Consider the following 18,233-nt stretch of genomic DNA (forward strand, 5'->3'; position numbering starts at 1 on the left):
AAACAGAATAAGAGAAAATGGCAGATTTAGATGATTTAAGAGATGGCTGCAACTTTGGGCTGGACCAAGCTGTGGCAAATCAGACTTTCCACGTAAAAGGCGCAGGAAATCTTCCTTGGGGAATGAAAGATCGGTTATCACGTATTTTTAATCCTGCGACAGGACGTACAGTGATGTTGGCTTGTGACCATGGTTTTATAATGGGGCCTACTTCCGGATTGGAACGTATCGACCTGAACATTGTACCACTTATTGAGTATGCAGATTGTCTGATGTGTACACGTGGTATTTTACAGTCTGTTATTCCACCCACCACCAACAAATCTATTTGCTTGCGTTCGGATGCAGGTACCTCTATTTTGACGGAGTTGAATGACAATGTATTGATTGATATTGAAGATGCGGTACGCATGAACGTTTCGGCTATGGCAGTGATGTTGGCTATTGGTGATAAAGCACATGAGGCTAAAACGGTGGCTAATCTTTATAAGGCAGTAGATAAAGGTATTCGCTATGGTATTCCTGTGATGGGGGTTACAGCTGTTGGTAAAGAAATGGCTCGTGATGCACGTTATTTTGGTTTAGCTTCGCGTATTGCAGCCGAAAATGGTGCTAACATTGTAAAAACTTACTATTGTGACGGTTTTGAGAAAGTGGCAGCTGCTTGTCCGGTCCCCGTAGTGATTGCCGGTGGTAAGAAACTTCCGGAAAAAGAGGCGCTTGAGCTTTGCTATATGGCTATCAATGACGGTGCTTCCGGAGTAGATATGGGACGTAACGTGTTCCAGTCAGAGGCTCCTGCTGCAATGATTCAGGCGGTTCATGCAGTAGTACATCAGAACTATAGTGTGGATCAGGCTTTTGAACTGTTTAACGAATTAAAAGCTAAATAATGATGATACGCCTGCATTTATTAGCTCTGTTATTTCTCAGCTGTTCGTTGCAATTGTCTGCACAGGAAAAACTTGTACTTGCCGGTTCGGGAAATCCTGCGGTAATGATAGTAGATAAGCAATCGGGGGCTGTAGAATGGAAACACACATTAGAAAAAGGAGAGGAGTGTAATACTGTAGCTGTTACCAAACAGGGCAATATTCTCTATTCTTACAAAAAAGGAGCGAAGCTGATCGGGACGGATCATCGTGTGATATGGGATTATAAAACCCCGGAGGGCACAGAGCTCCAATCAGCGACTCTCTTGAAGGATGGCGGATTTCTTCTTGGTATCTGTGGAAATCCGGCACGGCTCATAGAACTGGATAAGAACGGCAAAGAGCGTAATCGTGTGGAGATTGACTTGCAGATAGAAAAACCACATGGTCAGTTCCGGCAGGTTTTCCAGTTGCGTAACAAGAATTATCTGCTTCCTGTCATGGGAAAACAGAAGGTGATGGAAATAAACCGGAAAGGTGCAGTGGTGGCAGAGTTCCCGACAGGAGGCCGGGCTTTTTCTTCACTCGAATTGAAAGACGGGAATATACTGCTTCCTTGTGGCGACGGGCATTTTTTCCAGGTTATTGATCGTAAAACAGGGAAGGAACTCAGACGGGTAACGTCTGATGATGTACAAGGTGCTTCGCTACTCTTTGTTGGACAGATATTGGATGCAGGCAAAGGAAATTGGCTGATTTGTAACTGGTATGGACACACGAAAGATGCTACAGTAGACGAACCTCAACTCATTGAAGTGGATGCAAACGGCAAGGTATTATGGAGCTTGAATGATAAAGAAAATATCGGTAAAGTTTCGGCAGCTTGTCTGGTGAGTAATCCCAAATTTAAGATAAATGCAGTAGAGTAATCCTCAAACTAATACATAACTGATATGAATAAGAAAATAGTAATAATGTCCGTTTGCATGGCATTGTCTTTTTCTGTTTTTGCACAGAAAAAAAAGACAAAGGTAGCCGAACCTGCTACCTGGGCGGAAAGTATCGCCCGGGCAAAGAGCCAGGCTGATGTACAGATGCAAAAAACGCTTCGTCCGGTCGCTTCTAAAGTGATTAAGTCGAAAGCGCCAGCAGAGCCTTTCTCTGCAGACATCAGCGGATTGGACGAAATGGTGCTTTACACCTGGAGTACGGTGGACGGCACTTCTGATGACCAACCGGTATGGGCAAATGCCCGGTTGATTGCTGCCGACGGTTCTTCCGTATGGCTAAATGAACTGAAGAATACCTTTAAAAAAGGTACCAGCGGTGGTTTGCGTTACAATGTAAATGCTAAGAATGCTGCTGTTGTGATGCGGGGAAAAACTTATGACCGCACTATTATGACAGGTGGGAATGCACAGATTATTGTTCCGTTGGACAAGAAGTATGTGCGTTTTGAAGCAGAAATAGGATTGGAGAACCGTTCTTCAAATGGGTCGGTTATTTTCCGCGTACAAGGTATTACGGGTAGTGAAGCTGCCGGTAAGATTGTGAATGACTATCCTGCGGAGGTAGCTCTGTTCCTGCCTTTTGCCGGTGGAGATATGAAAGCGTTGGTGACTACGTATGATGCAAGTATTGAGAAACACATTGCAGAATCCGTTATCAGGCTTTTGGATGAACCGAAGCATTTCAATGTACTGTTGCAACAGATATCTCAGAAACCTGCATTGGATGAACAGGTTATTGGTTATCTGAATCTGGCTCAGGATGCAATGAATGTGTATCAATTGCAGGAGGCACTGGCATGGATCAATATCCGCGCTATTGAGGAAGCTGTAAATGATATGAAACAGTATAAAGGTTTTGATCAGACAACTAATCAGACCCGTTTGGCAGAGCTGAAAATGCTTATCGGAAGGGGCTTCAATGATATTTATACCAATCAGCCCGCTGCGTTGGAGACTGCCAATAAAGCATTGAAACTGAAACGGGACATCTTGCTGGCTAATCCTGAACTGGATGTTGACAAGTTGATTGTAGGCCGTTATAAAATAGGTACTACTGCCCGTCAGGCTACACCTCGCGCATTGGGTACGCAAAATAACAACTGGTCTAATCAGACTTCTGCTTCCCGTGGGGGCTTTGATGCGGAGATTACTGAGTTGTCAAACCTTCGTGGCGATATTAAGTCGAGAACGATTTTTAAACCGACTAACGGTTCGTCTCTTCCTGATCTTAAATTGCATTGGGACGCTGACCGTATTTTGTTCTCTATGGTTGATACCGACAAACGCTGGCAAGTGTTTGAGGTGGGGGTAGACGGTAAGGGACTGAAAAAGATGATTCCTGACCTGGAGCCTGATCTTGAGTTTTTTGACGCTACTTATCTGCCTTCCGGCAAGATGATTGCAGTCTCCAATATAGGTTACAATGGTGTACCTTGTGTAAATGGTAACGATGAAGTTGGCAATATGTGTCTGTACGATCCGAAAGACAACTCTTTGCGTCGTCTTACTTTTGACCAGGATGCTAACTGGGCACCGACAGTGATGAATAATGGCCGTATCATGTACACTCGTTGGGAGTATACCGATCTGACGCATTACTTTTCACGTTTTGTGATGCATATGAATCCGGATGGTACTGAACAGAAGTCACTTTATGGTAGTGGCTCTTACTTCCCTAACAGTACTTTCGATGCGAAGCCGCTTCCGGGTAATACCTCTAAGTTTGTAGGTGTCATCTCCGGTCACCATGGTGTAACCCGTTCCGGTCGTCTGATGATCTTCGATCCGGCTAAGAGCCGTAAATCGGAGAAAGGCATGTTACAGGAACTTCCTTTCAGGGATCGTAAGATTGAACCGATTGTAAAAGATCGTCTGGTAGACGGTGTATGGCCTCAGTTTATCAAGCCTTATCCGTTGAATGATAAATACTTCCTGGTAGCAGCCAAGTTGAATGAGAATGCATTATGGGGTATTTATCTGATAGACGTATTCGATAATCTGACTCTGATAGCCGAATATGAAGGTGAAGGATTGATTTGCCCGATACCTGTGAAGAAGACACCTACTCCTCCTGTTATTCCTGAGAAGATTAAACCGGGTGATAAGGAAGCTACAGTGTTTATTCAGGATATTTACGAAGGTGAAGGTTTAAAAGGGGTACCTCGTGGTACGGTAAAGGCATTCCGGGTACTTTCTTATGAGTATGCTTACAACAAAACTCCGTCTGATCATTGGGCACAGGGTGTACAGAGCGGCTGGGATATCAAACGTTTACTGGGTACGGTTCCGGTAGAAGAAGATGGTTCTGCCATGTTCAAAATACCTGCCAATACGCCTATTTCACTTCAGCCGTTGGATAGTGAAGGACGTGCTATTCAGTGGATGCGTAGCTGGTTGACCGGTATGCCGGGTGAAACGGTTTCATGTATCGGTTGCCATGAGGATCAGAATCAGATTCCTATTCCTAAACGTGTGATAGCCTCACAGATTGCTCCTCATGTCATAACGAAGCCTGAAGGTGGACAGCGTTCCTTTACTTTTGATTTGGAAGTACAACCGGTGCTTGACCGTGCCTGCGTAGCTTGCCACAATAGCGATAGTAAACTGGCCGACTTTACCGGAGGACGTATTGATAAATTTACCGGATTTGGTGAAAGTTATCTGAATCTTCATCCGTTTGTATACCGTCAGGGACCGGAAGCCGAAATAGAAGTGCTGAATCCGTATGAATATCATGCTTCTGTAAGTCCGCTTATAAAGCTACTGAAGAAAGGACATCATGGTGTGGAACTGACAGATAAAGAATGGCAGACCCTGTACAACTGGATTGACTTCAATGCACCTTATCATGGTAAGTTCAAAGCCAATGTATTTAAAGGGGTAGAGCAGATCAGTCGTCGTACGGAATTGACAGAGAAATATGCAGGTTCGGGTGTAGACTGGAAAGCCGAAATCCGTTCGTATGCCGACTATCTGAGCAAACAGGAAAAACCTGCTGCCGTGAAGCCTGAACGTAAGGAATATAAAGACAAAGAGGTGAAGCTGAAAGGCTGGCCGTTTGATGCTGCCACTGCCAAAGCAATGCTGAGTAAAGAAACAGAGACACAGAAGAGCATTGAATTGGCTCCTGGTATTCGGATGAACTTTGTACGTATTCCGGCTGGTTCTTTCGTAATGGGTAGTAACCATGGGCATTCCGACTATTCTCCTATAAGCAAACAGGTCGTAAAGAAAGCTTTCTGGATGGGTGAAATAGAGGTAAGCAATGAACAATTCCGTACCATCTTCCCTGACCACAACAGTCGTTTCATTGGTCAGCTTTGGAAAGATCACGTGCACGAAGGTTATCCGGCTAATAATCCGGAACAACCTGCTATCCGTGTAAGCTGGCAGGAAGCTATGGACTTCTGCAAGAAGCTGAGTGAGAAGACCGGATTGAATGTAACCCTGCCTACAGAAGTACAGTGGGAGTGGGCTTGCCGGGCTGGCAGTGATGATGACTTCTGGTATGGTTCCCAGAATACGGACTTTGCCAAGTTTGAAAATCTGGCCGATATGCAATTGAATAAAGCTGCCGTACGTGGTGTGAATCCACAACCGATGAATCCGAATGACAGTTGGTATAAGTATTATACATACCAGCCGAAAGAGAATGGAGTGGATGATGGTAATATGCTGATGGTAAAAGGTGGTAGTTATCAGGCCAATCCATGGGGATTGTATGATATGCAGGGTAATGTAGCCGAATGGACCCGTTCAGACTATATGCCTTATCCGTATAATGAGAAAGCACAAGACGGTACCGGTACAGAAAAGGTAGCCCGTGGCGGATCATGGACGGAACATCCCAAAACATGCACCTCTTATTACCGGAAAGCTTATCTGCCCTGGCAGAAGGTTTATAATGTTGGCTTCCGTGTGATTGTAGAAGACTAAGAGTTCACCACAGAGTAACACAGAGTTCCACAGAGTACTACTTATGATTCTTAACAATAACTCTATGGAACTCTGTGTTACTCTGTGGTGAAATAAAACCGAATATTGTATGGATAAAATAGAACTTATTGCAGGTCCCTGCAGTGCTGAGACTCGCGAACAAATGATACAGACTGCAACCCAACTACGGGCAGCAGGTATCCGGATATTACGTGCAGGACTGTGGAAACCTCGTTCGCACTACGGAACATTTGAAGGAGTAGGCGAGAAGGGACTGGCATGGATGAAAGAGATACAGCAAACTTTAGGTATGCAGGTGATGACTGAAGTAGCATTGCCTTCACATGTAGAAGCCGCCTTAAATGCCGGATTGGATATGCTATGGATCGGAGCACGAACTACGGTGAATCCGTTTATGATGCATGAACTTGCCGAGGCATTACGTGGAACAGATATTCCGATATGGGTAAAGAATCCTGTTTCTCCCGATCTGGAACTATGGATAGGAGCTATCGAACGCCTGCAACACGCGGGGGTAAAGCGCATTGGTGCCATACACAGAGGCTTTTGCCTGGTGGACAATGCTCCTTACCGCAATTCTCCGTTGTGGGATCAGATGGAAGAACTACGTAATCGTGTTCCTGGTATACCTGTTTATTGTGATCCCAGTCATATTGCGGGGAAACGTGAATTATTGCTTCAAATCTGCCGGAAAGCATTGTCCTTGAAAGTGGACGGATTGTTTATTGAATCACACTGTTGTCCGCAGGAGGCTTTGTCTGATGCTGCACAACAATTGACCCCGGCGGCCTTGTCGGAGATGTTGCGTACGCTGAATATAGGCTGAGCAGCTTGAAAAATAAGGCGTTTTTTTGTCTCAAACCCAAGATTGGGATAATAGTGCAAACCTATGGAATAAAAATATAAACCCGACTCAGGCTAATAGCCTATTTTTGCATTGGACAAAATAAATTATAAAATAACCATGAAAATCAAAACAGGACTGCTATCACTAATGATAGTATGCGGCGCATGTAGCCGAACTACCCAACCAGCGGATGTGTTAAAAGATAACTTCGATTTTGCTTCCGGGCAATTGAATTTCGCCTTTTCGGAAATAGACCAGGTGAAGTCAGCATTTACAGAAGAGCAAAAAGAGAAGATGTTAGTCAGCCCTCGTAATATTGAACCGGATGGTTCACTGCATCTCGTAGCTTCGCGAGATTGGTGCAGCGGATTTTTCCCGGGAGAATTGTGGTATATGTATGAATATACCGGCAATGAGTATTGGCGACAGAAAGCAGAAGAGTTTACCGCACCTATTGAGCGTGAAAAGACCAATGGCCGTACACATGATATGGGTTTTAAAGTGTTCTGCAGTTTTGGTAACGGATATCGTTTGACGCATAACTCTGATTACAAAGGAATACTTATCGAATCGGCAGAAACGCTGATTACCCGGTATAAGCCTAATGTGGGTTGTATCCGTTCGTGGGATCACAATAAAGATAAATGGCAGTGTCCTGTTATTATAGATAATATGATGAACCTGGAGTTGCTGTTCTGGGCTTACAAACAAACCAACCGGGAAGAGTTTTATGACATCGCTGTAAACCATGCACGTACAACGATGAAGAATCATTTCCGTGACGATTATAGTTCGTATCATGTGATTGATTATGATACAATCAGCGGAGAGGTTCTGAAGAAGAACACACATCAGGGATATGCGCATGAATCAGCATGGTCACGTGGTCAGGCGTGGGGATTATATGGTTATACGATGTGTTACCGTGAAACGAATCTTCCGGAATTTTTGGAACAGGCCAAACACATCGCCAACTATATCTTCACCAGTAAAACACTTCCTGAAGATCTGATTCCTTATTGGGATTTCAATGCTCCTAATATTCCTGACGAACCGAGAGATGTGTCGGCAGCAGCTGTTATAGCTTGTGCACTGTATGAGCTTTCTATGTACGACAAGGACAATGCTGTGCAGTATAAGGAATGGGCCGATACGATTGTTAATAATTTGAGTCAGAACTATCGTGCAACGTTGAATGGTGATCGTGGTTTCCTTTTACTCCACAGTACGGGTTCTGCTCCTCATAAGTCGGAGATAGATGTTCCTATTGTCTATGCAGACTATTATTTCCTTGAGGCCTTACTCCGAAAATCAAAACTGGAAAAAGAAGGAAACGCTGTATTGTAAAAGCGGTGTAATATGAAAAATACAATTGTAGGTTTATTAGTTAGTTTGTTGCTGCTGAGCGGGAATCTTACTGCAAAGGTTCCTGTGACGCAGTCGCAAAAACTTCGTTTAACGGATAACTGGGAGTTCCTCCGACAGGATGTTGGTAGTGTATGGGAACTTGTTCGACCCATGAAAGCCGGACAGCCGGAAGAATCACCCATTTGGACAAAAGTAACTCTTCCGCATTGCTTTAATGCAGAAGATGCAGTAGACCCGGATGTGAATTATTATCAGGGACCGGGCTGGTATAAAACACAACTCACGATAGACAATCCCTATAAAAACGGCCGTATCCTGCTCGAATTTGAAGGAGCAGGACAAAAGACAGAAGTTTATATCTATACTACCAAAGTGGGTAGCCATACAGGTGGTTATGATAGCTGGAATGTAGATATAACAGATGCCGTGAACACGTTTCTTGCCAGTAAAGAGGCAGAGCGTTTTGAAGGACGTGTCCCTTTGAGTATTCGTTGTGACAATACACGTGATGCCGAAATGATCCCTTCGGATCTCTCCGATTTTAATCTTTATGGAGGTATCTACCGCTATCTCAATCTGGTTTATCTTCCGGAGGTTTCTATAGCTTCGCTGAAGATAGAGCCGGTTTTGGATAAGAAACTGAAGCAGGCAACACTGAAAATAAATTCTTTCTTTTATAATCCTTTGGATGTAAGAAAAGCCACTGTTGAGTGGCGTGTTAAAGACTCTCAAGGAAACGTGGTACTATCCGGCAGGCAGGATGAAGTCACTCCTCTCGGCGAGTTCTGCCTTGCCGATGCCACGTTAAAAAGACCTCAGGTATGGGATGTGGATAACCCACAGCTTTATACATGTGAGGTTACTGTTCGTGCCAATGAACAGGCAGTTACTGCTTCCGAACGTTTTGGTTTCCGTACATTTGAATTTATTGAAAAAGGGCCGTTCCATTTGAATGGGCGTCGGTTGCTATTGCGTGGTACACACCGGCATGAAGATCATGCAGGAGTGGCTGCTGCCATGACCGAAGATCAGATGCGACAAGAGATGCAGATGATGAAAGAGATGGGTGTTAACTTCATCCGTCTGGGGCATTATCAGCAGTCAGAAATAATCCTTAACCTCTGTGACAGTCTGGGTATACTGGTATGGGAAGAGATTCCCTGGTGCCGTGGAGGGGTAGGTGGAGAAAAGTACCGTTCACAAGCCAAACACATGTTGACAGACATGATAGAACAACACCGCAATCATCCCGCCGTGATCATCTGGGGACTCGGAAACGAGAATGACTGGCCGAATGATTTTGAAACATTTAATCAGGGAGAGATCCGCTCGTTGATGAGTGAGCTTCACACCCTCTCGCATCAGTTGGATGATAGTCGCAAGACGGCCATTCGCCGTTGCGCTTTCTGTAGTGACATTGTTGATGTTTATTCGCCTTCTATCTGGGCGGGCTGGTATCGGGGAAATTATACCGATTATCAGGAGATGTCTCTTGTTGAGATGGAAAAGGTGAAACATTTTCTGCACGTAGAGTGGGGAGGTGACAGCCATGCCGGACGTCATGCCGAGGTGGTGGCAGCCATTCGTAAAGCAGGTGAAAGCGATGCTGATGCAGCACTGAATGGTTCGGCGCAAGTGCTTAAAAAAGGAGATTGGAGTGAAACATATATTGTAAAGCTGATTGACTGGCACCTGAAAGAACAGGAGAATATGCCTTGGCTGACAGGAGCGGCCTATTGGCCTTTCAAAGATTTCTCTACTCCGATACGTCCCGATAATCCGGTACCGTATATGAACCAGAAAGGGGTTGTGGAACGTGACTTTACGAAGAAAGAAAGCTACTACGTATTCCAGTCTTATTGGACAGAGAAACCCATGATACATATTTATGGGCACAGTTGGCCGGTGCGTTGGGGAAATGCGGGTGAGGAGAAAGAGATACTGGTTTATTCAAACTGCTCTTCAGTTGAACTTTTCGTTAATGGGGTGAGTCAGGGAATAAAAAAACGTAACAGTCAGGACTTTCCTGCTGCCGGATTACGTTGGAATGTGCCTTTGAATGTTGGGAAGAATACAGTTAAGGCAGTTTCTATCGGTAAGGGAAGTATTACAGATGAGATATCTTTTGAATATCAGACGGAGAAGTGGGGGGCGGAAGCTCGTATGCAACTTACTGCCACGCCTTGTGGAGATGATCTGTTTGAGATATCGGCACAACTATTGGATACCAATGGAGTTCGCTGTCTGGATTCTCGTATGTTCATCAATTTTGAGATAGCAGGTGATGGTGAGTTGATACAAAATCAAGGTACTGCTATGGGATCGCGCAAAGTACAGGCTTGCAACGGGCGTGCAGGTATTCGTGTTCGCCAAGTCAAAGGGAAATCGGTTGTTGCGGTGAAAGCCGAAGGTATTCCTACAGAAACGTGTTTAGTTGAAAATTGAAAGTTGAAAGTTGCTGCGCTATTACGCTGCGTAGCAACTTTCAACTTTCAATTTTCAACTCTATAAGATTTTCAATATTCAATATTCAATTCAATGAGTAAATTTCAGAACCTAATTTGTGGAGGGGCCTTTATGGTTCTCTTTGTTACAGGGGCATTGGCACAAACCAAGCTCCCGCCTGCCTGGCAATCCAGTCTGGTAAAGATAACTGATGCGGGAGAACTTACATATTATCCCGATAAAGAAGGAAATACAATTCCGGATTTTAGCCGTGTAGGTTATCATCACGGAGATAAGAGTATTCCGGCTTATCCGGCTACAATAATCGTTTCGCCGGTAGCGAACGGAGATAGCCGTAACGTTATCCAGAAGGCTATTGATAAAGTTTCGCAAATGAAACCTGATAAAGATGGACACCGAGGGACGGTTTTACTGAAACGTGGCCTTTATAAAATTTCTGAAAGTATACATATTACTACCGGTGGTGTTGTGTTACAAGGAGAGGGGGAAAATGTGAATGAAACGCGTCTTTTGGCTACAGGGAAAAAGCGATATTCGTTGATCAAAGTGTCTGGTACGGGAAGAGCAAAAGAAGTGCCGGGTACACGGGTGAAGATTACAGACACATTCGTTCCTGTCGGTACGCATTCTTTTCGGGTTTCCTCGGGTAAAGGATTCCGTCCGGGAGATCGTATTATGCTTTATCGTCCTGGTACTTCACAGTGGATACATGATCTTAAAATGGATCAGATTGTAGAACGTAAAGGTACTCGTCAATGGACTCCTGAAGAGTACAATCTTGCTTTTGAACGTGAGATAACCAAAGTAGAAGGTGACCGTATCTATATTGACAATCCTGTTGTGATGCAGATGGATGCCAAATATGGTGGCGGTGAAATTTATAAGTATACATTTGACGGACGTATCGGTGAGGTAGGAGTCAGTGATCTTTGTATTGAGTCTGAGTTTGAGAATTATGAGGATAATCAGCATGGCTGGATTGGTGTAGAGTTTGATAAAGTCGAAAATTGCTGGGCACGCAATATAACTTGCCGTTATCTGGGTTATGCAGCTGTGAGCTGTGAGTCGATGGCTAAGAATGTAACGGTTTCTAACAGCCGTTGTCTTGAAGCAAAATCACTTATTACGGGTGGTTTCCGTTATGGTTTCAATAATTGGGGGCAGCAGAATCTTTTTATGAATTGCCAGAGTTCCGAAGGACGTCATGATTATGTGACCGGAGCGCGTGTATGCGGTCCGAATGTGTTTTATAATTGTTCCGCTTCCCAGGCATTTGCAGATATAGGTCCGCATCACCGTTGGGCAGTAGGTACTCTTTATGATAATGTTATCACTGACGGAGAAATTAATGTTCAGGATCGGGGACAAATGGGGAGCGGACATGGTTGGGCCGGTGTTACACAGGTATTATGGAATTGCCGGGTGCGTCGTGCTGCTATACAAAACCCTTGGGTTTCCGGAAATAATTATAGTATCGGAACGAAGGGAGAGAAAGTACCTGGACATTTCAAAGACCGTCCCGAAGGTATTTGGGAAGGACAGAATGAGATTAATATTTTTCCTCGTTCTTTGTATGTAGCCCAACTTATGGCAAGACAAAAAGAAGCAGACTTGCGGATATTAACTAAGTAAAAACTCATCACAGAGTATACAAAGGTTTCAGAGTTTTATTACTTTTGCAATCGAATGTATGATCCTCGGTGCTTTTGTATGCTCTGTGGCGAAATTGAACGAATTGTCATGTTAACATCTTATATCGAACCTTATGACTAAACAAACTTTTCTATCTTTTATCATTCTGTGTGGGATTACTGTGGCTGTTGGTGCCCAAACTGCTGCTTATCGTTTGGAGAACTCCTTTCTGGTACGTACACTTGAAGTAAACAATGGTGTTCTGGTCACTCAATCTGTTTATAATAAGCTTTCTGGAAAAACGCTGACACCTCTTTCATGTGAAGAGTTTGCTTTGCGTATTTCAGATGGTACTGACAAAGAAGGTACCGACCGGATATTGACTGCTAAAGATTTTATTGTACTTTCTGTTTCCGATTACCACCTTACGTCAAATAAAAAAGGTCGTGGTTACAGGTTTATGCTTAATAATAAAAAAGAAAAACTTTCGGTGACGGTCAGTTATGAGTTGGCGGATGATGACTCTTTTTGTCACAAGTATCTGCAGATACGTTCCGGCAAGGAGGTTACATTGGAACGCGTTGATGTGGAGTCTATCTCTTTTGCTGATGCGTGGCAAAACTATGTTACGAAAGAAATTACAGCTCAGGGGAGTGCCCGCTGGAAACCAGGTCTTGGACAGCCTCTTTATACAACAGAAACAGCTACCTATTGGGGGATCGAATTTCCTGCGGCAACCAATTTAGTAACGGATAAGAAGATGTCTTGTGGCTATCTTCGTGGCTTCGGACTTTCTAAAGACGAAGAGTATACCACCTATAAGAGCGTGGTTGGAGTGGCAGATGATCCGGCTTACCTTGATGATGCCTTTTACGCCTATATCGATAAAATAAGGAAGCGTCCGCTTCGCTTACAGATTCAGTACAACAGTTGGTTTGATTTTGGGAAGAGTGTCTCGGGCCGGACATTTGCAACCAGTGTGCGTAAAGTGAACAATGAACTGGTGCTTGAACGGGGGTGTACACCTTTGAATGCCTATGTTATTGATGATGGGTGGCAACATGCCGACCCGGCGACTGCCGATTGGTCGGGAAAGGTTTGGACGGTGAATTCCAAGTTCTCTTCCGATTTTTCCGAAAGCCGGCAAGTAGTGAAGGAAGCTAATTCTAATCTTGGGCTTTGGCTAAGTCCGGCTTCCATTTTAGGTGGATTGAAAATGGTTCCTAAAATGCGTGAATATGGTTATGAATCTCTCTCTTATGGTATGTCCATGACGGGAGCTGTATATATGCAGAAGCTTGAAGACCGGGTTGTGGAGCTTGCTTCCGGAGGTGTTTCTTATTTTAAATTTGACGGACTGTTCGGACATCTTAATATCCGTGATTTTGAGTTACAGGGAAGAGGCACGGCAGCTATGCCACAGCTTGGGCTTGAAGGCTTTTCTTCCAATGACGAGCGCTTGAATGACTCCCGGTATGACGAACTGAAACTTTATTACCTGACTGCCGGAACAGAACGTCTGATGAAGATCTTTAATCGTTTGGGAGAAGTGAATCCGGATATTTTTATTGCTATTACAAACGGGGCTTATCTTAGTCCATGGTGGTTGCAATACGTCGATGTGGTTTGGCTGATTAATGCCGGAGATGCTGCGAAAGGAAATAATCGTAACGGGGAGTTGGTATATCGTGATAATGTTTATCATCAGATATGGAAAGAAGAGAATACGAAGTTTCCGATGAACTCAGTTTTCAATCATGAACCGAAGAAAACAGGTCCGGATGAAACACCGGAGGCTTTCCGTGATTATTTGTATATGAATCTTAGCCGGGGTACTGGTTTTATTGAGCTGTATATCAAGACAGAAAAATTGTCTTATTCTGATTGGGACATTTTGGCCGATGGCTTGAAATGGGCTCAAAAAGTATTTCCGCTTTTCCATAATGTCCGTATGCACGGTGGTTCGCCTCGTGACAATGAGGTGTACGGCTACAGTGCCTGGAATAAGACTCAGGGATATCTTTCTTTTCACAATCCTTCGGAAAAGGAGCAAACTTATAATGTGATGCTTGACCGTAGTTTAGGATTATTGCCCGAAACGGATATGGTTTATCATGTTTCATCTCCTTTAGGAAGTGTGGGCAGTAGAGTGAAAGCCTCGTATCGTTATGGTGATATGCTATCGCTGACTTTGAAACCCGGAGAGATTACAGTGCTTGATTTTACTAACCTTGCCTCCAGCTTTTCCAGTTTGGGAAATGAAGGCATATCTTCAATTTGTGACTGATGAATAAAATTAAAAGTTTTTTTGTATTGTTGTTTTGTCTATGTTCTTTATCTGTTTCGGGTAAGGACAAGCGTGTCAAAGCCGTTTATGATCTGATAGAGCGGGTAACTCCCGGTTACTCTTCGCAATACCGGTTGGAGTTGATAGCTCCCGATAATGGTTCTGATGTCTACGAGGTAGACGGCAACGGCAAACAAGTGATTCTTCGAGGTAACACGTCCGTTGCGCTGGCTACTGCCTTTAACTGGTATTTGAAGTATACTTGTCAGGCGCATGTTTCCTGGTTTGGTAATCAGCTCCAGCTTCCTAAAAAATTGCCTCAGCCTCTTGCAAAGGAGCGCCGTCTCATCAACGGCCGTTATCGTGTGTACATGAACTATTGTACTGTGAGCTATACTGCTGCCTGGTGGAATTGGGAACGTTGGCAAAGGGAACTTGACTTTATGGCGATGAACTCCATCAATATGCCTCTTTTTACTATTGGGTTGGATGCTGTGTGGTATAACACCCTGTTGCGTTTCAATTTCACTGATAAAGAAGCGCGTGCTTTCCTGGCTGGTCCCGGACATGCAGCTTGGCAATGGATGCAAAACCTTCAAAGTTATGGTGGACCCCTTCCGAAAACTGTGATTGATAAACATGCCGCATTGGGTAAAAAAATTATTTCACGGCAGCTGGAGTTGGGAATGCAACCTATTCAGCAGGGCTTCTCCGGTTACGTACCTCGTGAGTTGAAAGAGAAGTATCCCACAGCGAATATTAACCAGCAACGCTCCTGGTGTGGTTTCAAAGGAGCTGCCCAGTTGGACCCTACTGATTCGTTGTTTACCCGTATGGGACGTGCTTTCCTTGAAGAACAGGCCCGATTGTTTGGTGCACACGGAGTTTATGCTGCCGATCCGTTCCACGAAAGTGCTCCTCCGATAGATACCCCTGAATATTTGAAAGCCGTAGGAGAAAGAATTCATCATCTTTTCCGTGATTTCGATCCGCATAGTACTTGGGCTATGCAATCGTGGAGTTTGCGTGAAGATATTGTAAAAGCCGTTCCGAAAGACGCTTTGTTGATTCTTGACCTGAACGGTAAAAGTACTTCAAAAGCCCTGTTTTGGGGATATTCTACGGTAGTAGGCAATCTGCATAATTTTGGTGGACGTATCAATATGCACGGTGATTTGAAACTTTTGGCCTCCAACCAATACAGTAAGGCAAAACGGTTGAATCCTGCTGTTTGCGGATCAGGTTTATTTATGGAAGCCATTGAGCAGAATCCGGTATATTATGAACTGGCTTTTGAAATGCCCTGTCATGCTGATAGTATCAACCTGCAAGCATGGCTGAAACAGTATGCTACCCGTCGTTATGGTGCCTTTTCGCCGGCGGCACAGGAGGCGTGGTTGTTGTTGCTTAACGGTCCGTATCGTCGGGGTACGAATGGTACTGAAAAGAGTTCGATCGTAGCTGCCCGTCCTGCGTTGGACGTAAAGAAATCTGGTCCGAATGCTGCTCTTGAGATACCTTATGATCCCACATTGGTGATTCGTGCCCAAAGCCTGTTGCTCAAAGATATAGATAAGTTGTCTGTTTCCCGACCTTATCGTTTCGATATCGTGGATGTGCAACGGCAGCTGATGACTAATCTCGGTCAGCTTATACATCGTCAAGCGGCAGAAGCTTTCAGGAAGAAAGATCAGCGTGCTTTTACACTTCATTCCGGGCGATTCCTTGAAATGTTGGCTGATATGGATAAGTTGCTTCGTACCCGCAGTGAGTACAGCTTTGATCGTTGGCTGACGGAAGCCCGTAGTTGGGGAGATACTGACGAGGAGAAGAATTTGATGGAACGTGATGCCACTTCTTTGGTCACTATTTGGGGGGCTGACGGTGATCCGCGTATCTTTGATTATTCCTGGCGAGAGTGGTCGGGTTTGATCAGTGGCTATTATCTCCCGCGTTGGCAGAAATTCTATGCCATGCTGCAACAACATCTTGATGCGGGTACTTCATATGAAGAAGCCGGTTTACCATTGATTTATGGTCGGGAGGCTTTCCGGGCCAATGATTTCTATAACGGTCTGGCAGAGTGGGAGCTTGCATATGTTGATACTTATGGTAAGGCACGTACTCCGATTACTGAAGGTGATGAAATTATCATGGTAAAACAGCTTTTTGACAAGTATCTCAAACTCTCTCAGGAGTATTATGCCGGAGGAGTGAAGGTTGCGGAAAAATCTTCGGGAGAAAAGACTTACGAAAATCTGGGAGAAGATTGACATTTTGACAAACTGACAAAGTGTATTTTCTATATCCTTTTTATAACGTTGTAGCAGAGCAGAATTCTGGTTTATAGAATTGAAGGCATTGTAGGTGCGTTGTGAGAACGCATAAAGTTTGTACTTGGATTATTTCAGTGTTAGAATGAAATGCTTTCTTTTTTGTAGCTGTCTTTATGATTGTAGATAGTTAAAGCCGGGTTTGTTCTGCTACTTTCTTTTTGTTGCTTACCTGTGTTCTACTAAGAAAAAACAAACGTTTCCGGTAAGAAACATGCATTTCTTACCGGAAACGTTTGTTTAGATGAATATTTATGTGGATTTTCCTTGTAAAGTTTTCTCAGAAGAGTGTTTTTAATAGAAAGGTTCGTTAGTCAATCTTTTGTATTACTGTCTTTTTTTTTCTGAAAAGTGGTGGATTTACGATCATTCTTTTCTTCTTGTTTTTACTTTTTATGTTTCTCTTCGTGTGGTAAACGTTCGTATACCTGAAAGTCACCTAAATAGAGATGTTCGTCTTTGATACCATTTTTAGGCCGGTCATCAAGATTTTCCATTCTGCCTCCCAGGCTACGGTAGATACCAAACTTATTGCGGATATTGGTTGCTCCGCTACGCCAAAGATCTATATCGTCAAAACATTGATTCATCAGTATTTTTCCGTCACTGATACGGGTAATCCTTATACGAAAGGAACCGTGGTCTGTATAGTGCATTTCAGTTTCCACCTGTACCCATTCATCTTCAAACTCTTTAAGAGGAATATTGTCGATAAGGACTCCTTTAGTACTTGCTCTTGTATCACCTGTGTGAATGACTTGCATTCGTCGGTTAGTGCCGTCCGCATCACAACGTGGTGTGATGGTGATAAGCGGTGCACCGTTATTGCCCTCCTGAGCTTTGAGCTGGTGGATATGGCAGAATGAAGTGGAAGGACGGAATCCTTTGGGTATTTTGAATTTCCATTTTAGCTGTTGCCATTCATCCCAGTTACCGTTTAGTTTTTGCCATGCGGGCGAAGTCTGGCTTTTCATTTCATTACGCTGGCGGTCTTTCAGTGATCCGCGGTCACCGTCAAGGAACTCTCCTGCGTGGTTGGTGAATTTGAAAACATATTGTTTCAATACATCATCATATACCACTTCGGCATGTACTCCTGTGTGATGGTCTTTGAGCGATGAGTTGGGATGTTCACTATAATCCCATCCCAACCGGCGCATATATTGGTGGATGGCATTGTAATCTTTGCCAACAAGACTCTCGTCGGCCTGCATACTTCCTTGCAAAGTGTATGCGATGGAATCCTTTTCCGGAACGGAGTTTCTGAAAACCTCTCCGGCATAACAAGGCAGATTGGGAGCAAGGTACATACACATTGCTGCAAGCGGATAGATAAGTGATTGTTTCTTCATAATATTCTATTCATATAAGATAAATTAATGATGCAAATATATCTCTTAATTCTTTCCGTTATTTCGGACTGATACGCTTCGGGATAATATTGATAACGATTGATACAAT

General features: G+C 43.9%; 10 protein-coding genes. 9 read left to right on the forward strand and 1 reads right to left on the reverse strand.

All coding sequences use genetic code 11. From position 1 onward, the window contains the following. The first annotated feature begins 17 nt into the window (after positions 1-17). The 9 genes from lsrF (at position 18) to ACESQI_RS03450 (ending at position 16,712) form a co-directional block, all read left to right on the forward strand. Complete coding sequence (gene lsrF / locus ACESQI_RS03410; RefSeq protein ID WP_373125444.1) at positions 18-893, forward strand: 3-hydroxy-5-phosphonooxypentane-2,4-dione thiolase; 876 nt, start codon at positions 18-20, stop codon at positions 891-893. A 2-nt stretch (positions 894-895) separates the two neighbouring features. Then, a complete protein-coding gene (locus ACESQI_RS03415; protein WP_373125485.1) occupies positions 896-1,801 on the forward strand; it encodes a hypothetical protein in 906 nt (301 codons plus the stop codon). A 24-nt stretch (positions 1,802-1,825) separates the two neighbouring features. Further along, a complete protein-coding gene (locus ACESQI_RS03420) occupies positions 1,826-5,818 on the forward strand; it encodes an SUMF1/EgtB/PvdO family nonheme iron enzyme (RefSeq protein WP_373125445.1) in 3,993 nt (1,330 codons plus the stop codon). A gap of 109 nt (positions 5,819-5,927) precedes the next feature. After that, positions 5,928-6,665: a phospho-2-dehydro-3-deoxyheptonate aldolase gene (locus ACESQI_RS03425; protein WP_320908505.1), complete on the forward strand. Its 738-nt coding sequence runs from the start codon at positions 5,928-5,930 to the stop codon at positions 6,663-6,665. A 138-nt stretch (positions 6,666-6,803) separates the two neighbouring features. Beyond that, complete coding sequence (locus tag ACESQI_RS03430) at positions 6,804-8,033, forward strand: glycoside hydrolase family 88 protein (protein ID WP_373125446.1); 1,230 nt, start codon at positions 6,804-6,806, stop codon at positions 8,031-8,033. Between the two features lie 12 nt (positions 8,034-8,045). After that, complete coding sequence (locus ACESQI_RS03435; RefSeq protein ID WP_373125447.1) at positions 8,046-10,499, forward strand: glycoside hydrolase family 2 TIM barrel-domain containing protein; 2,454 nt, start codon at positions 8,046-8,048, stop codon at positions 10,497-10,499. A 93-nt stretch (positions 10,500-10,592) separates the two neighbouring features. After that, positions 10,593-12,152 (forward strand): hypothetical protein, encoded by a 1,560-nt coding sequence (locus ACESQI_RS03440; protein ID WP_373125448.1) that lies wholly within the window; start codon positions 10,593-10,595, stop codon positions 12,150-12,152. Positions 12,153-12,285: 133 nt separating this feature from the next. After that, positions 12,286-14,439, forward strand: a complete 2,154-nt coding sequence (locus tag ACESQI_RS03445; RefSeq protein ID WP_373125449.1) for a hypothetical protein — start codon at positions 12,286-12,288, stop codon at positions 14,437-14,439. Beyond that, positions 14,439-16,712: an alpha-N-acetylglucosaminidase gene (locus tag ACESQI_RS03450; RefSeq protein ID WP_373125450.1), complete on the forward strand. Its 2,274-nt coding sequence runs from the start codon at positions 14,439-14,441 to the stop codon at positions 16,710-16,712. The genes ACESQI_RS03445 and ACESQI_RS03450 overlap by 1 nt, the downstream gene beginning before the upstream one ends. Positions 16,713-17,158: 446 nt before the next feature. On the opposite strand, the gene ACESQI_RS03455 is transcribed toward ACESQI_RS03450, so the two are convergent. Continuing rightward, the gene (locus ACESQI_RS03455) at positions 17,159-18,124 is read right to left on the reverse strand and encodes a hypothetical protein (protein ID WP_320908500.1); all 966 of its coding nucleotides are present in this window, start codon (positions 18,122-18,124) and stop codon (positions 17,159-17,161) included. Positions 18,125-18,233: the final 109 nt, after the last annotated feature.

This window comes from Bacteroides sp. HPS0048, from assembly GCF_964240755.1.
GTDB classification, from domain to species: domain Bacteria; phylum Bacteroidota; class Bacteroidia; order Bacteroidales; family Bacteroidaceae; genus Bacteroides; species Bacteroides nordii.

Bases quoted from the DNA above. Each gene is read 5' to 3' on its own strand.
- lsrF (WP_373125444.1), top strand. From the start codon at position 18: ATGGCAGATTTAGATGATTTAAGAGATGGCTGCAACTTTGGGCTGGAC.
- ACESQI_RS03415 (WP_373125485.1), top strand. From the start codon at position 896: ATGATACGCCTGCATTTATTAGCTCTGTTATTTCTCAGCTGTTCGTTG.
- ACESQI_RS03420 (WP_373125445.1), top strand. From the start codon at position 1,826: ATGAATAAGAAAATAGTAATAATGTCCGTTTGCATGGCATTGTCTTTT.
- ACESQI_RS03425 (WP_320908505.1), top strand. From the start codon at position 5,928: ATGGATAAAATAGAACTTATTGCAGGTCCCTGCAGTGCTGAGACTCGC.
- ACESQI_RS03430 (WP_373125446.1), top strand. From the start codon at position 6,804: ATGAAAATCAAAACAGGACTGCTATCACTAATGATAGTATGCGGCGCA.
- ACESQI_RS03435 (WP_373125447.1), top strand. From the start codon at position 8,046: ATGAAAAATACAATTGTAGGTTTATTAGTTAGTTTGTTGCTGCTGAGC.
- ACESQI_RS03440 (WP_373125448.1), top strand. From the start codon at position 10,593: ATGAGTAAATTTCAGAACCTAATTTGTGGAGGGGCCTTTATGGTTCTC.
- ACESQI_RS03445 (WP_373125449.1), top strand. From the start codon at position 12,286: ATGACTAAACAAACTTTTCTATCTTTTATCATTCTGTGTGGGATTACT.
- ACESQI_RS03450 (WP_373125450.1), top strand. From the start codon at position 14,439: ATGAATAAAATTAAAAGTTTTTTTGTATTGTTGTTTTGTCTATGTTCT.
- ACESQI_RS03455 (WP_320908500.1), bottom strand. From the start codon at position 18,124: ATGAAGAAACAATCACTTATCTATCCGCTTGCAGCAATGTGTATGTAC.